We start from the raw sequence: 17,531 nt of genomic DNA, 5'->3' as shown, positions 1-17,531 counted from the left end.
AACACCTGATCGGCATACCGGAACTCTTTTTATCAGTTTTTCCATCCACCACCGGTGCACATAACCGACACCGGATTGGTTTTCCGCCGGGACTCCGTTTCGTTGTTCTTACGAACCAAAGGCACTCCGTGTGGAACGCACCCCTCTCGAAAAGAGGTTTTCTCATAATGCTTCCCGGTCGTGAAGGGCAATGTCCTGTACCACATCGATTCCATTCAGCTTCATGTGATACAGAAAGAGTTCATCCATAAGATCCCCGTCGTGAGCCATTGCCCCCATCTCCCGGGCGTCTTCCACCGACATGTGATAGGTGCGTGTGTGCCTCCGGGACACGATGACCCGGGTATCCGCCTGAAGTTGATTAGCCAACAAGCGAATCCCCATCGCATTTTGGTAAATGCACAGGTCGGTGCAGTCTCCGACCACAATGAAAGCGGCTTTCCCCTGCTGCAGTCTTTCCTCCACCTGTTCATGAAAGCGTTGACCATCGTTCCTGGAACCGAACATTCCGTTGGTGGCGTTTTTTAAAAAAAGCTGGACCCCTTGTCTTTCCAGCAGAGGACGCAGCGGTTCCATCACCTTGGCTTCATCGGTTCCCTTGACACAATGGGGAGGAAAAGCGTTAAATTCCGGATCCTTCTCCTGATGGGAATCCTGTAAAAAAATGAGATTCTGATCGGGCATCCCATGTTCCAACAATTGGTCGGCCAGCCCCCGAACCGGCTGAACCACCTCGTTCACCCTGGCGGAAGCCAATGGTCCCTCCGCACAAAAACCCCGAAGGATATCGACCAGTACCAGGTGCACCCGATCAACACCACCCGCTTCCTCTATCACTTCGGGCAAGGATACCGTCCGAAGATCCGACACCACATGGTCTATATATTCCCAAAAAGCCAGCCGATCTTTCATTCTTTACACCTCCACCGGCGAGCTTGACCGTCCTTTTTCGCTTCCATCTTATCATGAAGGTAAGAAACCATCCAACAAAGAAGGAATTCCGTGGAAGAAAAACCCGTGGAAGACATACAAAAAAGGCGGTCGCCGTACTTTGGTAACCGCCTGTCCCATCTCGGTCTCCCACAGGGATGGAAGGGCGCAGTCTTTGTCTTCACGACTCACTATACTTTTTTTCCTCCGCCCGCAGGATCACTTCGTATTTATGTTTGTCACTGCGATAGATACATTTGGTGAATTCGACGACTTCCCCGTTGTCCAAATAAGTAGTCCGGCTGAAAAGGAGGCCCAAGGACCCCTTGGGTAAACCGAGCAGCCCACTTTCATAATCGTTCAGTTGAATGGGTTCGATCGTTTGTCGGGCATAACTGGGGCGGCAATTGTATTGTTCCTTCAACACGGCATACAGAGAACGCCCCTCGATCGCCTCTCGGTTTAATCCGGGGCATTTCGCTTCGTTCAGCCAAACGGTTTCCAAAGCGAAGGGGAGATCATCGACGATCCGGAGTCTCCGAGTTTCAATGACACGATTATCAGCCGGGGGCATCATTAAACGTTTTCGGATCGTTACTGTCGGTTCCGTTTCGTCAAACGTGAGGATTTTCGTCTCAACGGCAAGCCCTTGTTCTTTCATCTCCTCGGTAAATCCGCGTAACTGCGTCAGTTGATGTTTGGGTTTCGGAGCGGCGACAAAAGTGCCCTTCCCCTGTTCCCGGTATAACACCCCTTCGTTGACCAAAGCCATAACCGCCTTACGCGCAGTCATCCGACTGATATCATGGATCTCACACAACTCCCGTTCCGGGGGGGCCGCATCTCCGGGCTTGAGCTCTTCATTATCGATCATTTCCTGTAAAATCTCTTTTAGTTGGTAGTAAAGAGGCAGAGGACTCGCCTTAGAAACCCTTCGCATCACTTTGGTTTTCACTTTTTCATCCTCTCATCTTTTCAGTAGGTGAACAGCTAAGTTATACCCCTATTATGACAGAATGGGAATCCGGCTGGAATACTTTTGGATGAGGCGAGCGTTATAATCGTCGGTACCTTCTACGTTTCCGCTCTGGAAAATCGGTGGTTCCACGCCCCGCTCTACTAAACGGTGAATCGCTTCGGCAAATACGGCGTTTAGGATACAGGCGCCTACGATGGTAGAGCTGGGCCCGAATTTTACCGACAGCCGATCATGAGTCATCATGGCATCTCCCTTTTCCACAAGGGTGTCCAAGACCAGATCCACCACCTCAAACAGGCGCTGTCCGCTCTCGTGTTTGGGGGATGTGTTTTGCGAGTGGGATAGAGAAGTCAGACCGATGACGGAGGCTCCTTTTGCTTTGGCGATCAGAGCGACATCGACCGGGACGGGATTGACACCGGAATTGGAAATGACCACCGTGACATCTCCCTCGCGGATTTCTTCTTTTTCCATAAAAGAACGGGCGAATTCGGTTCGGCGTTCCATTCGGGAGGACCGACCCGCCCCCCGGTGTAACATAAGATCTTCCACCAAAATAGGACGAACAGCGGCCAATCCCCCCGCACGGTAAAACATCTCCTCAGCCAACATATGGGAATGGCCGCATCCGAACAGATAGACGATTCCCTCCCCTTCGATGCAACGGGCTACCATTTCTGCAGCCTCCAACATCGGTTTTCGCTGTTCCTGTTCCACCTTTTCAATTCTATCATTAATTTCCCTGAGATAACGCGACAACATCCGCCTTCCCCCTTCCATCTGAAGGTCCGTAAGCTTTTTTGCCGTTTCATCCTTCCCCCTCAAGGGCAGGTGACACGCTTGTGTCCGGATAATAATGGTTCCTCGGCTATCAGCGTGACTTGCGGGTGACGCTTCAAAACCGAAGCAGGCAACGACTCGACCACTTCTTCTTCCAAAAGGCGATGCAGGATATCCGCCTTCTTATCACCGGAAACCAAAAGCAGAATTTCCCGGGCTTCCATGATCGAAGCGATTCCCATGGTGATCGCACGAGTCGGGACCTCATCCAGGGAGTCGAAGAAGCGTCGGTTGGCTTGACGGGTGGAATCATCCAACTCCACGACATGGGTACGGGATGAAAAAGGAGTCCCCGGTTCGTTAAAACCGATATGACCATTCCGACCGAGTCCCAACAGCTGGATATCGATTCCCCCCGCTTTTTTCAATTTCTCCTCGTACTGGATGCATTCCTGCTCTAAATCCTCAGCCATCCCATCGGGCAAATGGGTACGAGCCTTATCGATGTCCAGCCCGGAAAAAAGATTTTGGTCCATATAGTAGCGGTAACTGTTGGGGTGTTCGGGGGATAATCCTACATACTCATCCAGGTTGAAAGTACTGACTTGACGGTAAGAAGTTCCGTTTTTCCGACTGTCCTCTACCAGCCGTTGATAAATACCGAGGGGGGTTGCCCCGGTGGCCAGTCCGAGAGTGGTTTGAGGGGATGATTTAATTTGATCGATCACACGTTTTGCGGCGAGTTCAGACATTTCATTGTAATCACGGGCTTGTAGGATCTGCATCGGTAACCTCCTTTTTGCTGTAAGCGCTTTTTCGTCGGTAGGCGAGAACCCCGCGGCAATAAGTCATAGCTACTTCCAATTGCTTATCCAGCACCACAACATCCGCATCTTTTCCTTCCCGGATGCTCCCTTTCCGGTCGGACACTCGCAATTCAGAAGCGGCATTCATGGAAGACATCCGAACCAGATTTTCAAGAGAACCTCCGGCGATTCCGTACATTCGCTGAAATGCATCGGCCATCCGCAAGATGCTCCCCGCCAAGGTTCCATCAGAGAGACGGGCCTCTTCACCGTTGACTTGAACCCGCTGGCCGCCCAGGTCGTAGACCCCTTCCTGAAGACATTTGGCCCGCATGGAGTCGGTAATAAGCAGTAGACGATCGCTTTGAATCTGCTGATAAGCCAATTTCAGCATTTCCGGACAGATGTGAATCCCGTCGGCGATCACCTCCACCTGCAGCTCTTTCCTTAAGAAGGCGGCTCCTGCCACACCCGGTTCCCGGTGGTGCAACCCCCTCATCCCATTAAACAGATGGGTCACATGGGAACAACCAGCCTTGATCGCCTGATCCACGGTGTGATAGGTAGCGTCGGAATGTCCGACAGAAGGAATGACATCGGTATCCCGCAAATATTCGACCAACTCCATTCCCCCGGGCTCTTCCGGAGCCAAGGTGACCAGTTTGATCCACCCGCCGGCTTGTTGCTGCCATTTCTTGAACTGTTCGAGGTTGGGTTCCATAATGTACTGAAGAGGCTGAGCTCCCGCCCGTTTCGGGGAGATAAAAGGACCTTCCAGATGAATACCCAAACATTCCGATCTCCCGGGGGATTGTCCCGATTCAATGTATCGAGCGGCATTGATTAAAGCTGCTTCAATCGCTTCAGGAGACTGAGTGATGGTGGTAGCTAAAAAACTGGTGGTCCCCTCACGGGCGAGGGCACCGGCGATCGTCTCCAAAGCCTCCGGCTCGGCATCCATGGTATCGGCATCCTCCGCCCCGTGGATATGAACATCCACCATCCCCGGGACGATTACGTACTCCTCAGACAGGCGAACCACTTCGCATCCTTCTGTATCCCCGCATGTATCCGCCGGGCCTACCTCCACAATCCGACCGTCCGCGATACGGACAAAACCTTCCGGATATGTACGATCTTCACTCACAACCCTGGCACCGAGCAACACCACTGGTGGCTGATCACGCATCGGCTGAACCTCCTCCTCCCAAGTTCTTATCTGAAGTCTGTCGATGCACTTATCTGTAGTATATCGCCCTCAAAGTATAGTTGTCTATACCAATACATTTTACAAGCAAAAAATATCCGAAAAACCAATAGATGATCCGTCCGGCAGAAGAATGAACCGGGGCCGATTGATCCCGCGACCCCGGTTTTACAACCTCCTAACTGTTAAAAGCGATCATATCGTTCAACGCCGGAGCATCCAACTTTTTCAGAACCTCCACCAGCAGTTTGACCGCCATGTCTATATCTTTTTTGCTCGCCATGGAAACATGGCTGTGGATATAGCGAGCCGGCACTCCGATTACCAGGGAAGGCACTCCTTTGCGGAACAAATGAAGTTTCCCCGCATCTGTTCCGCCTCCGGTCATGGTATCCACCTGATAAGGAATTTGATGCTCCTCCGCAGTATCGACCACCAGATTTCGCAAACGAGTGTTGGGGATCATGGTAGCATCCAAGAAAGTGATCAAAGGACCGCCTCCCAACCGGGGCTTATCCTTTCCGCTCCCTTCCGGTCCGTCCTGGGCAATGCCTACGTCCAAGGCAAAGGCGATATCCGGTTCCACCGCATAGGGGGCAGTCGTCGCCCCCCGGAGACCCACTTCTTCCTGCACAGTCGCTCCGGCGAAGACTGTATTGGGGTGATTTTCATCCTTCAGCTGTCGCATCGTTTCCAATGCCAGATAACATCCCACCCGGTTATCCAAAGCCTTAGCCAGGATCGTATCATGATCCGGCATCATCTCAAAAGGGCAAATCGGGATAATCGGGTCTCCGACACGGATTCCCCACTTCTTGACCTGTTCGGCATCCTTCGCTCCGATATCGATGAACATTTCCTTCATCGGATACACCTTCCCCCTTTCCTGCGGCGTCAACAGGTGAGGAGGCTTCGATCCGATCACTCCGGTAAAGGAACGTTTTTCCGTCATAATGGTGACTCTCTGGGATAGGAGAACCTGTTCCCACCATCCCCCCAAGGGAGTGAAATAAAGATATCCATTCTTATGAATCTCTTTGACCATAAACCCGACTTCATCCATATGTCCGGCCAACAACACTCTCGGACCCGGGTTATTTCCCCGTTTTTCTCCAAAAATGCTTCCCATCCGGTCCGTTGTGATCTCCGCATTGCTTTTTTCCATCTCCCGGCGCATGATCCGGCGAACTTCTCCTTCATAACCCGGAACGGCATTCGCCTCGGTTAACTCTTTTAACAGCTCCATGCCTGTGTTCACACTCCCTGTCTCGGAGTTTATTTTCCTCTGTATTATGGTTGAACCGATCGTTTTTTATAAGATAGACCGACATCGGGTCAGACTCTAAAACCCGAAAGGTCACTCTTTTTACATAATCGAACTTCATCCACCCTACACTATCCGAAAGAGATGGGTATCAAGGAGGTAAAAAGGTCATGTCTCCAGTTCCCCCGTTCCGGCACAAACGCCCTTTCTTCCTGATCGGAATCCTTTTATGGACAACGATGGGACTTTGTCTGTACCCTGCCTTATTTCCCGACCGGGAGGTTTTTGCCTCCGGTGTCGAATTTGATACTTCCCAGCCGGTACTGGGGGATTATGCCGGAGAAATCCGAGAACCCTTCCCCCGAGCGGACGGCCTTCACCATCTGGATACGCCCCGGATGATAGAAAAGTTGCACCGGCTGGGGGTTAATACCTACTTCTACCTGATTTGGCACCAGCGTTCCGATTGGGACGATCTCAGGCGTGAATTCCTCCCGGCTGCAAAAAAAGAGGGGATTGATGTCTGGGTATATCTCGTTCCCCCCAGTGAAGCCCGGGGAAAAGCTTCCGAACCCTATGGAACCGATTTTATCGCCTGGTTCCGGGCCATCGGACGCCTGTCCCGGTCCTTTGACAATCTGAAGGGAGTCGTCATCGATGATTTCAACCACAATCTTTCTTTTTTTACTCCGGCATATGTCAAACGGATGAGGAAATCGGGCCATTCGGCCAATCCCGAGCTACGCTTCTACCCGCAGATCTACTACCCGTCGATTCGCGCTGGGCTGATTCACCGTTATCGTCCCTTTATCGACGGAGTCGTCATGACCTTCCGGGACGGTAAGTATCGCAACACCCACCGAACTCATGATCTCGAACAGCAGATCGAACGAGTCCACAACCTATTACGCCCGGAAAAACTCCCCTTTATCCTTATGATCCACGCCAGTAAGTTATCAGCGACTCCCGCCAATCCCTCGGTTCCATATGTCAAGAAGAGTCTTCAAACGGGAATTGACCGGTTGCACCGGGGGCACATCCAGGGATTGGTCACTTACGTGCTTCAAAAGGAATGGTTCCCGGAAAAAAAGGATCGAAGCGCCTATGCCGGTTATGGGTACGGCAGCCTGTTTATTTCTCCCGGCACCGGTCCTCCTTCCGGAGGGAACGGAGAGATCAAACAGATCATCCGGCCGGAAAAGAACGAAACCTATCGGCTCGCTTTTTCCCATTTTGATGTTTATCCCCACTCCCTTTCGAAAGGGGAATATGTCAAACAGCTGCTGATCGACGGGCGAATCGTTTGGGAACGGGACGTAAAAGCCAGACAACCGGAACGCTGGTACAGGGAACAGGTGAACCTCACGGACCATCTGAAAGGAAAAAAAGAAGCCGTGCTCACCCTTCGCCTTTTGCGAAAAAAGAACCGGTCCAAAGCATGGCTATACACCGGTTTTGATCATTTGGAGCCTCGAGGATTTAGGCTGACAGATCCGGGATTTGAGCTGAACAGGGGCTGGTTTTATTTGACCAGCCATCCCTCGGTGATCGGGGACACGATCATGTTCGACCCTCAGCGGCGACTGCGGGTCTACTTGACCGCGATGACTCTATTCACATCCTACGATCTGTATCGCGAGATCCAACAGGTCCATCCAGCCTGGAAGAAAACTGCGGATCGGGCTCTGACCGGAGTGATTGAAGAGGAAAGGGAAACGGCAAAAGCCGCCTTAGAGGAATTGGTGCAAAAATTGATCAACCACCGAAATCTTTCCCCGGACCGCCGAAAAGCTCTGTTGAATCAGTGCAGAAAACTGGATCACCTGTTAACGATTCAACTGACATAAAACCGAGAAAAAGGGCCGGCTGCATGATGACAGCCGGCCCTTTCTCATCATGATACTAAGACCGTTAAAATCAGGAGAGGACTTGAGCCAAATCTCCCAGAGTAACGCCGATAAAATATCCGATCAGCCATCCCATGGGGATCCCTCCATCCGAAATCGCTTTATTCACAGACTGTCCTGTTTTTGCAAAAAATATGCCGGAGTGGATTCGTTTTTAATCAAGGAATCCCTCCGGCAAAAAATTGTCCGCCCCATCGGCGATCGCTAATTGATTTTCCAACATATTGATAACATTGAGATAGTAATAGGACGCCTCTTCTTCCTGACCCTGCAAGATCATCCGGCGATAGTTAGCATAGCTTTCTTCCAAAAGCCGAAAGTTCTCTTGAAAATCCTCTTCCGACAACATCGGCGGCCGATTATCCCCTTCTTCCGAATAAAAGGTTTTATAACGATCTAAGTACGCCTGGTAAGATGAAAAGTCGGATAGCATGAAAAGACTCCTTCCTTGGGATTGTCTCTTATTCTTCCGGTGCCGGCCGGATCCTATACGGAATGTGTTTCACGGGGGTTCCCCGGTTAATTCATCTTCGCCGAGGTATGGCGATTTCCCCGGATTTCAGCGAGAATCCCTTCGGCGATCACACGATACCCCTTATTGTTCGGGTGAATTTGATCAGACAGCCACTCTCCATTCGCCGCACGGAGACGCTGATCGACATCAATGACATGGGTAAGAGGAAAATCATGAGCAACCTGCTTCATTTGGATGTTCCACTTTTTGAGTAAAGAATGGGAAATACCGTAATAAGGCTCTTCAGGAGAAATCGGGTTATAAAGGGCCGTCATCAAAATGGGGGCATCCGGATTCAGCTTCCGAATCCGGTGTAGGATACGGGTCAGATTTTGCTCATAACCTTTCTGAATTCCTTCGAACCCGGACAGAACACTGACCGGATTTTGGTTTTCTAAGGCCACTTTGATTAAGTCGTTCCCTCCGATGGTGAGGGAAATCAGATCGGCGCTCTTCACTTTCTCCCGGATATCAGGCGTTGTAATCGATTCAGCCAGCTTTTTCGACGTTTGTCCGGTGACTCCTTTATTGACCAATTTCAGTGGAATCCGTTCCTTATTCAAACTTTTTACAACCAGCGAGCCGTAACCCTGATCCGGCCCTTTCGAACCGATTCCCCGGGCAACGGAGTCTCCCAGGACCAGATAATTCAGCTCTTCTTTATCTTGAACGTTCTTTTTTAATTGGGATAGGATATTTTCATCTGTAACGACAATCGGTTCCGGAGACTCTTCCACCAGCATGATTTTAGCCATCGGATAAAGCTGAACCATAATCGCCGCGATCAGGGAGAGGCCGAGCACCAGGATCAACCGTTTTGTCATTTTACAGCCCCTCCTTGTTCCGAAAAAACTCTCCTTCCTTCATTATCCCAAGCATAACAAGAAATCATTACACGACATTATCAGGGTAATAACAACAAATTAACCTTTATATTACAAATAAATACAAATAAAAACGACGCGGATCGCGCGCCGTTTCCTGCCTATGTAAATGAATGAGGAAAGCAAACCATAAGCCGAGTTCTGTTCTCCCAGTGGTTAGACGGCTGACGTCGCTTCGCCTCCCACTGATTGGAGCGGCAATCATCTGTCTAGGCGGTGCATTGCTGCACCGCTCCAGCGACCAACCCGGGATCACTGCGGGCTACAGCTGCGCTGATGCGCTGATCCCCTTAAGGTCTTGCTCCAGGTGGGGTTTACCTAGCCAACATGTCTCCATGCTGCTGGTGCGCTCTTACCGCACCGTTGCATCCTTGCCTGTGAAGCGCCTGGGCGCTTCCATCGGCGGTCTGCATTTCTGTGGCACTAGCCTTAGGGTTGCCCCCACCGGCTGTTAGCCGGCACCCTGCCCTGCGGAGCTCGGACTTTCCTCCCGTGGAACCTTGCGGTATCCACCGGCGATTGCCCGGTTTACTTTCCCGAAAAAAAGCGACATGTTTTATTGTAACAAAGACTGCCTTCGTATTCAATGTACAAACATGTATTATGAGGTATTTTTTGTCATACAAAACGGAATGGATTGGTATCCACCGTTGTTATCTGAATCGGAATTTCTTTTAATCCGACATTTTCTTTCAACTTTTCAACGACCTGTTCCAGCACCAGATGTTCCACATGGTGGCCCGGGTCCAGCAGATGGAGGCCGTCGGCTAAAGCATCCAGGGCGGTGTGATGATCCAGATCTCCGGTGATATACACATCGGCTCCCAACCGTTGGGCTTCCGGGGCATACCGTCCGCCGGACCCGCCCAGCACCGCCACCCTGGATACCCGGCTGTTTCCGTCGCCGACCATGCGCAGACAGGGAACGTGGTATACTTCCTTGACCCGTTCGGCCAGTTCTTTCAGTGTCATACTCTGCGTCAGGTTTCCGATTCGCCCCATCCCCTGGACTTCACCGGAAAGCTCAAGGGGATAAATGTCATAGGCCGGTTCCTCGTAGGGATGGGCATCAATCATTGCCTGTACCACGGAATTCAGGTGTTCCTCCGGCACAACCGTCTCCAGGCGGATCTCCTCCACCCTTTCCAGATCTCCCTGTCGTCCGATGAAGGGATTGGTACCTTCTTCGGGACGAAAGGTTCCGGTGCCTTTGATGTTAAAGGTACAGTGGCTGTAATTGCCGATCCAGCCGGCTCCCGCTTTACCCGCCGCCTGAAGAATCGATTCGTGATGGTCGACGGGACTCATGATCACCACTTTTTTGAGTCGCTGGTATCGGGTCGGAATCAGCACTTCTGTTTTTTCCAAAGCTAGCTTTTCGCTGAGAACGTCATTGACCCCCCCCTCTGCCGCGTCCAGGTTCGTGTGGGCCGCATAAACATTGATCCCGTTCCTTAACAATTTGGCATAAAGCCGACCGGCGGATTGATCCGTCCTCAGCTCTTTCAACGGCCGGAAAATCACGGCATGATGGGCAATCACCCAGTTGGCTCCGATACGAACCGCCTCATCCACCACTTCCTCCGTCACATCCAAAGCGAGCAGAACACCGCGAACTTCCGCTTCCGGGTCACCCACTTGCAGGCCGATACGGTCGTTCTCTACAGCCAAGGATTTTGGGGCCCAGGCCTCCATGGCCTTGATCAAGTCTCTTCCTCGGACAGCCATTCAATCATCCTCCTCCACTCACCGATCTCCTCAGTCACCCGGCGTCGACGTTCCTCCGCCTCCCGGGTGCGTCCGGATTGCAATTTTTGCAGAATCCGTTCCCAGCCAGCCAGCTCTTTTTCTAACCGGGACTTTAAAAAAGGATGACGCTTGCGCCACAATACAGGTCCTATCTGAAGGGCCTTCTCCCGGGTGAGGGGTAACGCTTCGTAGGGACGTTCCGGCATGCCGGGCTCGGCGACGAGAATCTCGTACAAGATACCGCCATCCCGTACCAATTCTTCGTCTCGAAGTTCCCAACCGTTTTCCGCCAGCCAGAGCCTAACTCGTTCCGCGCCGTTGTTTGGTTGGAGGATCAGCCTTTGAACTCCCCGGAGCCGGTTGTTTCCCGACTCCAGGATGGAAGCGATTAACGCCCCGCCCATTCCGGCGATAACAATCACGTCGGCTTCATCCGGCGCCAGTATGTTCAGCCCATCGCCCCGGCGGACATCGATCCGGTTCTCGAACCGGGACGCTGCCACGCGTTGCCGGGCATTATGATAAGGACCCAGGTTGACCTCCCCGGCGATCCCCCGTTTTAACCTCCCGGACCGAGCCAGGGAAATCAACAGCTGGGCATGATCCGCCCCGATATCGGCGACAGCCCCATCGGCAGGAACATAACGGGCGATAGCGTCAAGGCGTTCCGACAACGGAACTCCGTCAGATTCCGAAACAGCGGGATTGGAATTCTTCGACATCGTTTTCCCAGACACTCCTTCACAGGCTGACTTCTTTTCATTATAACGAAAGGAGCCGGGCATGCGAACCGGGAAGTCACCACTCCAGGTCGCAAACAACGGGTCGATGGTCCGATGGACAGCCGGGAGTCTGTACGACCCATCCGTCCCGGATGCGAAAATGATGGGAGCAAAAAATGTAATCGATCCGTTTCCGCGGAGCCGAACAGGGATACGTCCCCTCCTTCACTCCCATCAACTCGAGAACATCCGTCAATGGCGGGGATAAAGAGGTCACCGCCGGATGATCCGGTAGAACGTTCCAATCTCCCATCACCAATACCGGCCCCCGAAAAGAAAGGCACTGTTCCGTCAAGACCCTTTGCTGTGCACGGCGAATCCAGGGAGTAAAACCGATATGGGTGACTCCCACCAGGACATCCCGATCCTCCCTCCGAATTCTTGCCGTCAAAACAGCCCGGGGCTCTTCTCCCTTTCCGGTCACCGGATGATTGGCACTCTCCTCCAATCGCCCCTTGAACAGAAGGCCGTTTCCGTATCGGCGGGGGGGAAAATTTCCGAGCCGATTCCATTGAATGGAGGGGCCGAAAACTCCCTCCATCCCCAACATCTCCACCAATCGTGCCAGTTGATCCTCAAACCGGCTTCGGCGGTGAAAACAAATATCCACTTCATTCAAACCGACGAGATCCGGTTCTTCCTTCCCGATCACATCGGCAATCCGCTTCAGATTGAGTTGACCGTCAACGCCGACCCCGTGATGCATATTGTAGGACATGACTCTCATCGATTTCCGCCCCCTTGATTCTCCGTCAAACCCTTCCGACGGTCTGTCATCTCTGTCCATGAACCCTGTGTTGGAACATTTACCCGATCATCCTTATGAATCAGGATCGATCTTATATTCGCAGGGGGGATGGGTGGGTTTCTCACCGAAAAGCGTTCTATCCGGTCGGTTCGGCTTTAAAATAGAGCCATCGGTCAAAGAAACGGTTCAAATCTTTTCCGGCCACTTCATTGGCTACACGGATAAAATCACGAGTGGTGGCTGTTTTGAAACGATACCGGTCATAATAGGTCTTTAGAATCTCTAACACTTTATCCTTCCCCAGTTCATCCACCAGTTCCCACATCATCGCGGCCGGACGGGTGTAAACCATCAAACCGTAAACGGGATCGGAATACTTGTACAGGGACTCCACCGAGGTCACCCCTTTTTCTTTATGAACCTCGTCACTCCGTTCAGCGGCCTTAACCAGCAAATCCCGGGCATCAGCCCCCTGCCGGTCCCGCATAAACAGAAATTCGGAAAAAGTGGTTAAACCCTCGTCCAACCAGGGCTCCTTCACCTGGTTGTTCCCGACAACCCCGTACCACCACTGGTGGGCCAATTCGTGAGCGACAACGTTAACCGCCGGTTGTTCCCCTCGGCGTGTGGGAATCTTGGGAACGGAGGTGACTAAACCAGGATACTCCATTCCCGCGATCCCGTAACCCGTTTCCCCCAGCACCACATCCACCTGCGGGTAAGGGTAGCGTCCGAACCGTTCTCCAAAATAATTCATACTGTCGACGGCGGCATCATGCAATTCCTGGGCGACATCCTCCATTCCCTTCATATACCACAGATGAACCTGGGTTTTCCCCGCCCTTCCTTCAATCACTTCATAATCCTTGGTGATGACAGCGGCGAAATCGCGCACTTTTGACTGACGGAGAGTGAGTGGTGACCGAACCGGTTCGGGACGATCATAGGCACTCGAGATCAGTTGATATCCCTCCGGGAGGTGGAAGGTCACTTCAAAGTCAGAGATCTGACTGTAAAACGGATCCCCCGTCGTTGTATATGGATCGGTATGCCAACCTTCCCCGTCCTTTACGGCCAGCATCGGATACCATTGGGCTAAAAAAGCGGTCTGACCGAAGGTGTTGAGTCGGGTTCCACCCTTGGGCAGCTGTAACTCGTAATCCATTTCAACCTTCGCCCGCCGATCTTCGCGAACCGGTTTTGGCAAATCCACCTTCAATAAGGTTTCATCAACGCTCCGGCCTGCTTCCACTCCGTCCACCTTCACCTTTTTCACCTTTAAATAACCCGGCTTTTTCGGTTTGGCCTCGGATCCCCATTTCCAGTTTTGAAACGCATTGGGGTATAAATGAAAGTAGACTTCCTTCAAAGGTTCCTTCGGTCGGGGAAGTCGAACCGACAAGTGGCCGGATACCCGATCCCTCTTTTCATCATAGTGGGCATCGATTCGATAGTATGGTCGGTCCTGATCTTGATCTTTTGCCGTTACTTCAACCGTGTTCGTCTGTTTCCCATCGGCATGGGCTCCCAACCATCCGGCCTTTCCCCAACAAACACCGGATAAAAGGATCAAAACAACTCCCCATCCGATGAAAAAGCGGCGCTTCATCCGTTCATCCCCTTTTCAGTTGGATATTCTTCCATCCCTACTAGGTTTACCAACTGAAAAGGTTTTATGATGGATCAAGCGCCGCAGAGACGGACGGCGAAAAGACTCTGAAAGGGAGGGCGTTTAGGGGCAAGATCCTTCCTTGTGACGCTTCCAAACAGCTTTGCCCCTGGAGATAAAACACGATCTCCCTGCCTAAAATACGGTTATAAACATGAAACGGAGCCGGATGATTCCGGCCCCGTGACGGGAGGAGGCCCGACGGCAAGATCAGAGATTGCCCCGGCGCTCCTGTTCCCGTTCAATCGCTTCAAACAGGGCTTTGAAGTTTCCTTCACCAAAACCCCTGGCCCCTTTGCGCTGAATGATTTCAATGAACAAAGTCGGACGATCGACAATGGGCTTGGTGAAGATCTGCAGCAGATATCCTTCATCGTCCCGATCCACCAGGATCTTGTTCTCTCTTAAATCCTCCACCGCTTCGTCGATGGAACCCACCCGACTCGTCAACTCATCATAATAAATATCCGGCGTCTCCAGAAATTCCACACCCTTGGCTTTCAGTTCCTTAACCGTTTTCACAATATCCTTGGTATAAAGAGCGATATGCTGCACTCCGGCCCCATGGTAATACTCGAGATACTCTTCGATTTGAGATTTCTTCTTCCCCTCTGCCGGCTCATTGATCGGAAACTTGATGCGACCGGTTCCGTTTTGCATCACCTTAGACATCAAAGCGGAGTAATCGGTGCTGATGTCCTCATCCCTGAAATGGCGAAGCTCTTTAAAGCCCATTACTTTTTCGTAGTAGGAGACCCATTCCTCCATTTTTTCCACATTACCCACAACATGATCAAAGCCCCTCAGACCACAGTCTTCAAAGGGAATGGATTGTTCCGCTCGGACAAAACCGGGAGCGAACACACCCTTATAATTTTTTCGCTCGACAAAGGTGTGTACGGTATCGCCGTAAGTTCCGATGACCGCTTTTTTAATCTCTCCATGTTCGTCAGAAAATGTCTCGGGTTCCTTGACCGGAATCGCCCCCCGGGAGACAGACTCCTTATACGCCTGCTCCGCGTCATTCACCTGCAGGGCGACATCCTTGACACCATCTCCATGTTGCTTGACAAATTCGGCGATCGGGTGCTCCGGAGAGAAAGAACCGCTGATCACAAAGCGAATATCCCCCTGCTCCAGGACGTAGGAAACCGTATCCCGGCTTCCCGTTTCCATACCCCGATAGGCTACGAGTTGAAAACCAAAGGTCTTGCAGAAATAATGAGCCGCCTGTTTAGCATTCCCGCTGTAAAATTCCAAATAATCGACATCCAAAATCGGCAGAAAATCCTTTTCCTCTGCGACGGATGATTTCGCTTTCATTGTTTCCATGATGGTCCCTCCTGTCTGAAGGTTGCTTACCTTCAGAGTACACAGGATTCTGTCCGCTGCGCAAGCATATGCGGGAGCGCGTCAGCGCTTTTATGAAGTAAATGACGGTCACATATATCGAATCTTATCAACCGTTTAAAACCCGCTAAATAAGACCCGGCTATGATTCGAGTTGGAGAGTTGGAACATTCCTGCCACGGATCAGAAACCAAACGGGTCACCCGTATAGGAGGGTTATGAAAAGATGGGAAAAGAAAAAAACTTCGTGGAATGGGACAACCTGTCGGGTCGATGGCAGCCGGCCCTGATGGACCGTCGCAGCTTTTTAAAGGAGACGGGGAAAATCGCGATGCTCGCTTTGAGTTTGACCGTAGCCCACCCGATATCCACCGCCCGTGTAGAGGCGGCGCCCCGTTTTTCGGGCTACCCCTTTACCCTGGGAATCACTTCGGGGGATCCGTTGCCCGACGGAGTTGTCCTGTGGACGCGTTTGGCACCGGATCCGTTGAACGGCGGGGGAATGCCCTCCCGCGATGTCCCTGTCCGATGGGAGATCGCCGCCGATGAAAAATTCCGCAGGGTGGTACAGCGGGGAACAAAGTTCGCCAGACACGATCTCGGACATTCGGTCCATGTGGAGGTGAAGGGTCTGGAACCCGGCCGGGAATATTATTATCGGTTCAAGGCGGGGGCGGAATTAAGTCCCGTCGGCCGGACCAAAACAGCCCCCGCACCAGGGGCCCGGCTTCCAAAGTTGACCTTCGCCTTCGCTTCCTGTCAACAGTACGAACACGGTTATTACACGGCTTACCGCCATATGTCCGAGGAAAATCTGGACCTGGTCATCCATTTGGGGGACTACATCTACGAATACGGTCCTCATGAATACGTCTCCCCGACAGGAAATGTGCGCGCCCATCACGGGCCGGAGGTGACCTCACTTCAGGATTACCGCAACCGGTATGCACAGTATCGATCCGATTCCGATCTGCAGGCGGCCCACGCCGCTTTCCCCTGGGTAGTAACCTGGGACGACCATGAAGTGGAGAATAATTACGCCGATGAAATCCCTGAAAACAATCAGTCGCGGGAAGCGTTTGTCCGCCGCCGGGCCGCCGCTTATCAAGCTTACTACGAGCATATGCCCCTGCGCCCCTCCTCCCTTCCCAAAGGGCCTGACATGCAACTGTACAGGCGACTGACCTTTGGAAACCTGGCTGCATTCAACATACTCGATACCCGCCAATACCGGGACGATCAGGCCTACGGCGACGGGATCAAGTCGCCGGGCCCCGAATCTACCGACCCGAATCGAACGATTCTCGGCACTGAACAGGAGCGCTGGTTGCATTCAAGTTTGAGGCGCTCCCATACACATTGGAACATTCTCGCCCAACAAGTCTTCTTCGCTCAGCGAGACTTTCAGAGCGGACCCGGTCAGCGACTGAGCATGGATGCTTGGGACGGATATGCCGCCGAACGGAATCAGCTCCTGAATCTATTCGCCCGGGGGAACGTTTCAAATCCGATCGTTCTTACCGGCGATGTACATGCCAACTGGGCTTCCGACCTCAAAACGGATTTCAGCAACCCCGATTCCGCCATCGTGGGGGCTGAGTTTGTGGGAACATCGATCACCTCAGGCGGTGACGGATCCGATGTCAGAGAGGACACCGCCCAGACATTGGCTGAAAATCCGCATATCAAGTTCTTTAACAATCACCGGGGTTATGTCCGTTGCCGCCTCACCCCCGATTCCTGGCGGACAGACTACCGGGTGCTCCCCTATGTCAGCCGTCCCGGCGCACCGATCATCACCCGGGCCTCCTTCATCGTCGAAAACGGAAAACCCGGAATCCAAAAGGTGGAGGAAACACCGGTACCGGGAAGCCCCGAGGTTTCATCCGCAGTGGAAACGGATAGGATCAAAGCCCAGGAAAAGGCACACAAAACAAAAGCGAATTAAACAGAAAGAAGAAA

15 protein-coding genes and 1 other RNA gene are annotated in these 17,531 nt (G+C 52.2%); 2 read left to right on the top strand and 14 right to left on the bottom strand.

Annotated features, from left to right (window positions below):
- Nucleotides 1–162 precede the first annotated feature (162 nt).
- The 6 genes from CHM34_RS09500 to CHM34_RS09475 form a co-directional block, all read right to left on the bottom strand.
- Nucleotides 163–912 (bottom strand): isochorismatase family protein, encoded by a 750-nt coding sequence (locus CHM34_RS09500; protein ID WP_094264371.1) that lies wholly within the window; start codon nt 910–912, stop codon nt 163–165.
- Between the two features lie 199 nt (nt 913–1,111).
- Entirely contained in the window at nt 1,112–1,885 is a 774-nt protein-coding gene (locus CHM34_RS09495) for a GntR family transcriptional regulator (RefSeq protein ID WP_206093782.1), read from the bottom strand.
- A 51-nt stretch (nt 1,886–1,936) separates the two neighbouring features.
- Nucleotides 1,937–2,671, bottom strand: a complete 735-nt coding sequence (locus CHM34_RS09490; RefSeq protein WP_094264370.1) for an SIS domain-containing protein — start codon at nt 2,669–2,671, stop codon at nt 1,937–1,939.
- A gap of 59 nt (nt 2,672–2,730) precedes the next feature.
- Complete coding sequence (gene nagB, locus CHM34_RS09485; RefSeq protein WP_094264369.1) at nt 2,731–3,474, bottom strand: glucosamine-6-phosphate deaminase; 744 nt, start codon at nt 3,472–3,474, stop codon at nt 2,731–2,733.
- Nucleotides 3,452–4,684: an N-acetylglucosamine-6-phosphate deacetylase gene (gene nagA, locus CHM34_RS09480; protein ID WP_094264368.1), complete on the bottom strand. Its 1,233-nt coding sequence runs from the start codon at nt 4,682–4,684 to the stop codon at nt 3,452–3,454. Before nagA ends, nagB begins: the two co-directional genes overlap by 23 nt.
- A gap of 196 nt (nt 4,685–4,880) precedes the next feature.
- Complete coding sequence (locus CHM34_RS09475; protein WP_094264367.1) at nt 4,881–5,948, bottom strand: M42 family metallopeptidase; 1,068 nt, start codon at nt 5,946–5,948, stop codon at nt 4,881–4,883.
- Nucleotides 5,949–6,136: 188 nt separating this feature from the next.
- Here CHM34_RS09475 and CHM34_RS09470 point away from each other — a divergent pair, with 188 nt between their 5' ends.
- Nucleotides 6,137–7,813 (top strand): hypothetical protein, encoded by a 1,677-nt coding sequence (locus CHM34_RS09470; RefSeq protein ID WP_094264366.1) that lies wholly within the window; start codon nt 6,137–6,139, stop codon nt 7,811–7,813.
- A gap of 214 nt (nt 7,814–8,027) precedes the next feature.
- Here the strand turns inward: CHM34_RS09470 and CHM34_RS09465 are convergent, their stop codons facing one another.
- The 8 genes from CHM34_RS09465 to hppD all read right to left on the bottom strand — a co-directional run bounded on the left by CHM34_RS09465 (nt 8,028) and on the right by hppD (nt 15,542).
- Entirely contained in the window at nt 8,028–8,306 is a 279-nt protein-coding gene (locus tag CHM34_RS09465; protein WP_094264365.1) for a hypothetical protein, read from the bottom strand.
- Nucleotides 8,307–8,392: 86 nt separating this feature from the next.
- A complete protein-coding gene (locus CHM34_RS09460; RefSeq protein WP_094264364.1) occupies nt 8,393–9,211 on the bottom strand; it encodes a GDSL-type esterase/lipase family protein in 819 nt (272 codons plus the stop codon).
- A 175-nt stretch (nt 9,212–9,386) separates the two neighbouring features.
- An RNA gene (rnpB, locus tag CHM34_RS09455) (RNase P RNA component class A) lies at nt 9,387–9,806 on the bottom strand.
- Between the two features lie 83 nt (nt 9,807–9,889).
- The gene (locus tag CHM34_RS09450) at nt 9,890–10,999 is read right to left on the bottom strand and encodes a Nif3-like dinuclear metal center hexameric protein (protein ID WP_094264363.1); all 1,110 of its coding nucleotides are present in this window, start codon (nt 10,997–10,999) and stop codon (nt 9,890–9,892) included.
- Nucleotides 10,975–11,742 (bottom strand): tRNA (adenine(22)-N(1))-methyltransferase, encoded by a 768-nt coding sequence (locus CHM34_RS09445; RefSeq protein WP_169713672.1) that lies wholly within the window; start codon nt 11,740–11,742, stop codon nt 10,975–10,977. Before CHM34_RS09445 ends, CHM34_RS09450 begins: the two co-directional genes overlap by 25 nt.
- Before the next feature lie 76 nt (nt 11,743–11,818).
- Nucleotides 11,819–12,529, bottom strand: a complete 711-nt coding sequence (locus tag CHM34_RS09440) for an endonuclease/exonuclease/phosphatase family protein (protein ID WP_169713671.1) — start codon at nt 12,527–12,529, stop codon at nt 11,819–11,821.
- A gap of 157 nt (nt 12,530–12,686) precedes the next feature.
- Nucleotides 12,687–14,159 carry a M1 family metallopeptidase gene (locus tag CHM34_RS09435; protein ID WP_094264360.1) on the bottom strand — a complete coding sequence of 491 codons (1,473 nt, stop codon included), beginning with the start codon at nt 14,157–14,159 and terminating at the stop codon, nt 12,687–12,689.
- Between the two features lie 270 nt (nt 14,160–14,429).
- Nucleotides 14,430–15,542, bottom strand: coding sequence for a 4-hydroxyphenylpyruvate dioxygenase (gene hppD / locus CHM34_RS09430; protein WP_094264526.1), 1,113 nt, complete (start codon nt 15,540–15,542; stop codon nt 14,430–14,432).
- 253 nt (nt 15,543–15,795) lie between these two features.
- Here hppD and CHM34_RS09425 point away from each other — a divergent pair, with 253 nt between their 5' ends.
- Nucleotides 15,796–17,517 carry an alkaline phosphatase D family protein gene (locus CHM34_RS09425; RefSeq protein ID WP_094264359.1) on the top strand — a complete coding sequence of 574 codons (1,722 nt, stop codon included), beginning with the start codon at nt 15,796–15,798 and terminating at the stop codon, nt 17,515–17,517.
- Nucleotides 17,518–17,531 lie beyond the last annotated feature (14 nt).

The sequence above is a fragment of the Paludifilum halophilum genome (genome assembly GCF_002245355.1).
Taxonomy (GTDB): Bacteria; Bacillota; Bacilli; order Thermoactinomycetales; family DSM-45169; genus Paludifilum; species Paludifilum halophilum.
This window is presented reverse-complemented; position numbering and strand designations above follow the sequence as displayed.

Excerpts from the sequence above, each read along its gene's own strand:
- CHM34_RS09500 (WP_094264371.1), bottom strand. The coding sequence starts at position 912 with ATGAAAGATCGGCTGGCTTTTTGGGAATATATAGACCATGTGGTGTCG.
- CHM34_RS09490 (WP_094264370.1), bottom strand. The coding sequence starts at position 2,671 with ATGTTGTCGCGTTATCTCAGGGAAATTAATGATAGAATTGAAAAGGTG.
- nagB (WP_094264369.1), bottom strand. The coding sequence starts at position 3,474 with ATGCAGATCCTACAAGCCCGTGATTACAATGAAATGTCTGAACTCGCC.
- nagA (WP_094264368.1), bottom strand. The coding sequence starts at position 4,684 with ATGCGTGATCAGCCACCAGTGGTGTTGCTCGGTGCCAGGGTTGTGAGT.
- CHM34_RS09475 (WP_094264367.1), bottom strand. The coding sequence starts at position 5,948 with ATGGAGCTGTTAAAAGAGTTAACCGAGGCGAATGCCGTTCCGGGTTAT.
- CHM34_RS09470 (WP_094264366.1), top strand. The coding sequence starts at position 6,137 with ATGTCTCCAGTTCCCCCGTTCCGGCACAAACGCCCTTTCTTCCTGATC.
- CHM34_RS09465 (WP_094264365.1), bottom strand. The coding sequence starts at position 8,306 with ATGCTATCCGACTTTTCATCTTACCAGGCGTACTTAGATCGTTATAAA.
- CHM34_RS09460 (WP_094264364.1), bottom strand. The coding sequence starts at position 9,211 with ATGACAAAACGGTTGATCCTGGTGCTCGGCCTCTCCCTGATCGCGGCG.
- CHM34_RS09450 (WP_094264363.1), bottom strand. The coding sequence starts at position 10,999 with ATGGCTGTCCGAGGAAGAGACTTGATCAAGGCCATGGAGGCCTGGGCC.
- CHM34_RS09445 (WP_169713672.1), bottom strand. The coding sequence starts at position 11,742 with ATGTCGAAGAATTCCAATCCCGCTGTTTCGGAATCTGACGGAGTTCCG.
- CHM34_RS09440 (WP_169713671.1), bottom strand. The coding sequence starts at position 12,529 with ATGAGAGTCATGTCCTACAATATGCATCACGGGGTCGGCGTTGACGGT.
- CHM34_RS09435 (WP_094264360.1), bottom strand. The coding sequence starts at position 14,159 with ATGAAGCGCCGCTTTTTCATCGGATGGGGAGTTGTTTTGATCCTTTTA.
- hppD (WP_094264526.1), bottom strand. The coding sequence starts at position 15,542 with ATGAAAGCGAAATCATCCGTCGCAGAGGAAAAGGATTTTCTGCCGATT.
- CHM34_RS09425 (WP_094264359.1), top strand. The coding sequence starts at position 15,796 with ATGGGAAAAGAAAAAAACTTCGTGGAATGGGACAACCTGTCGGGTCGA.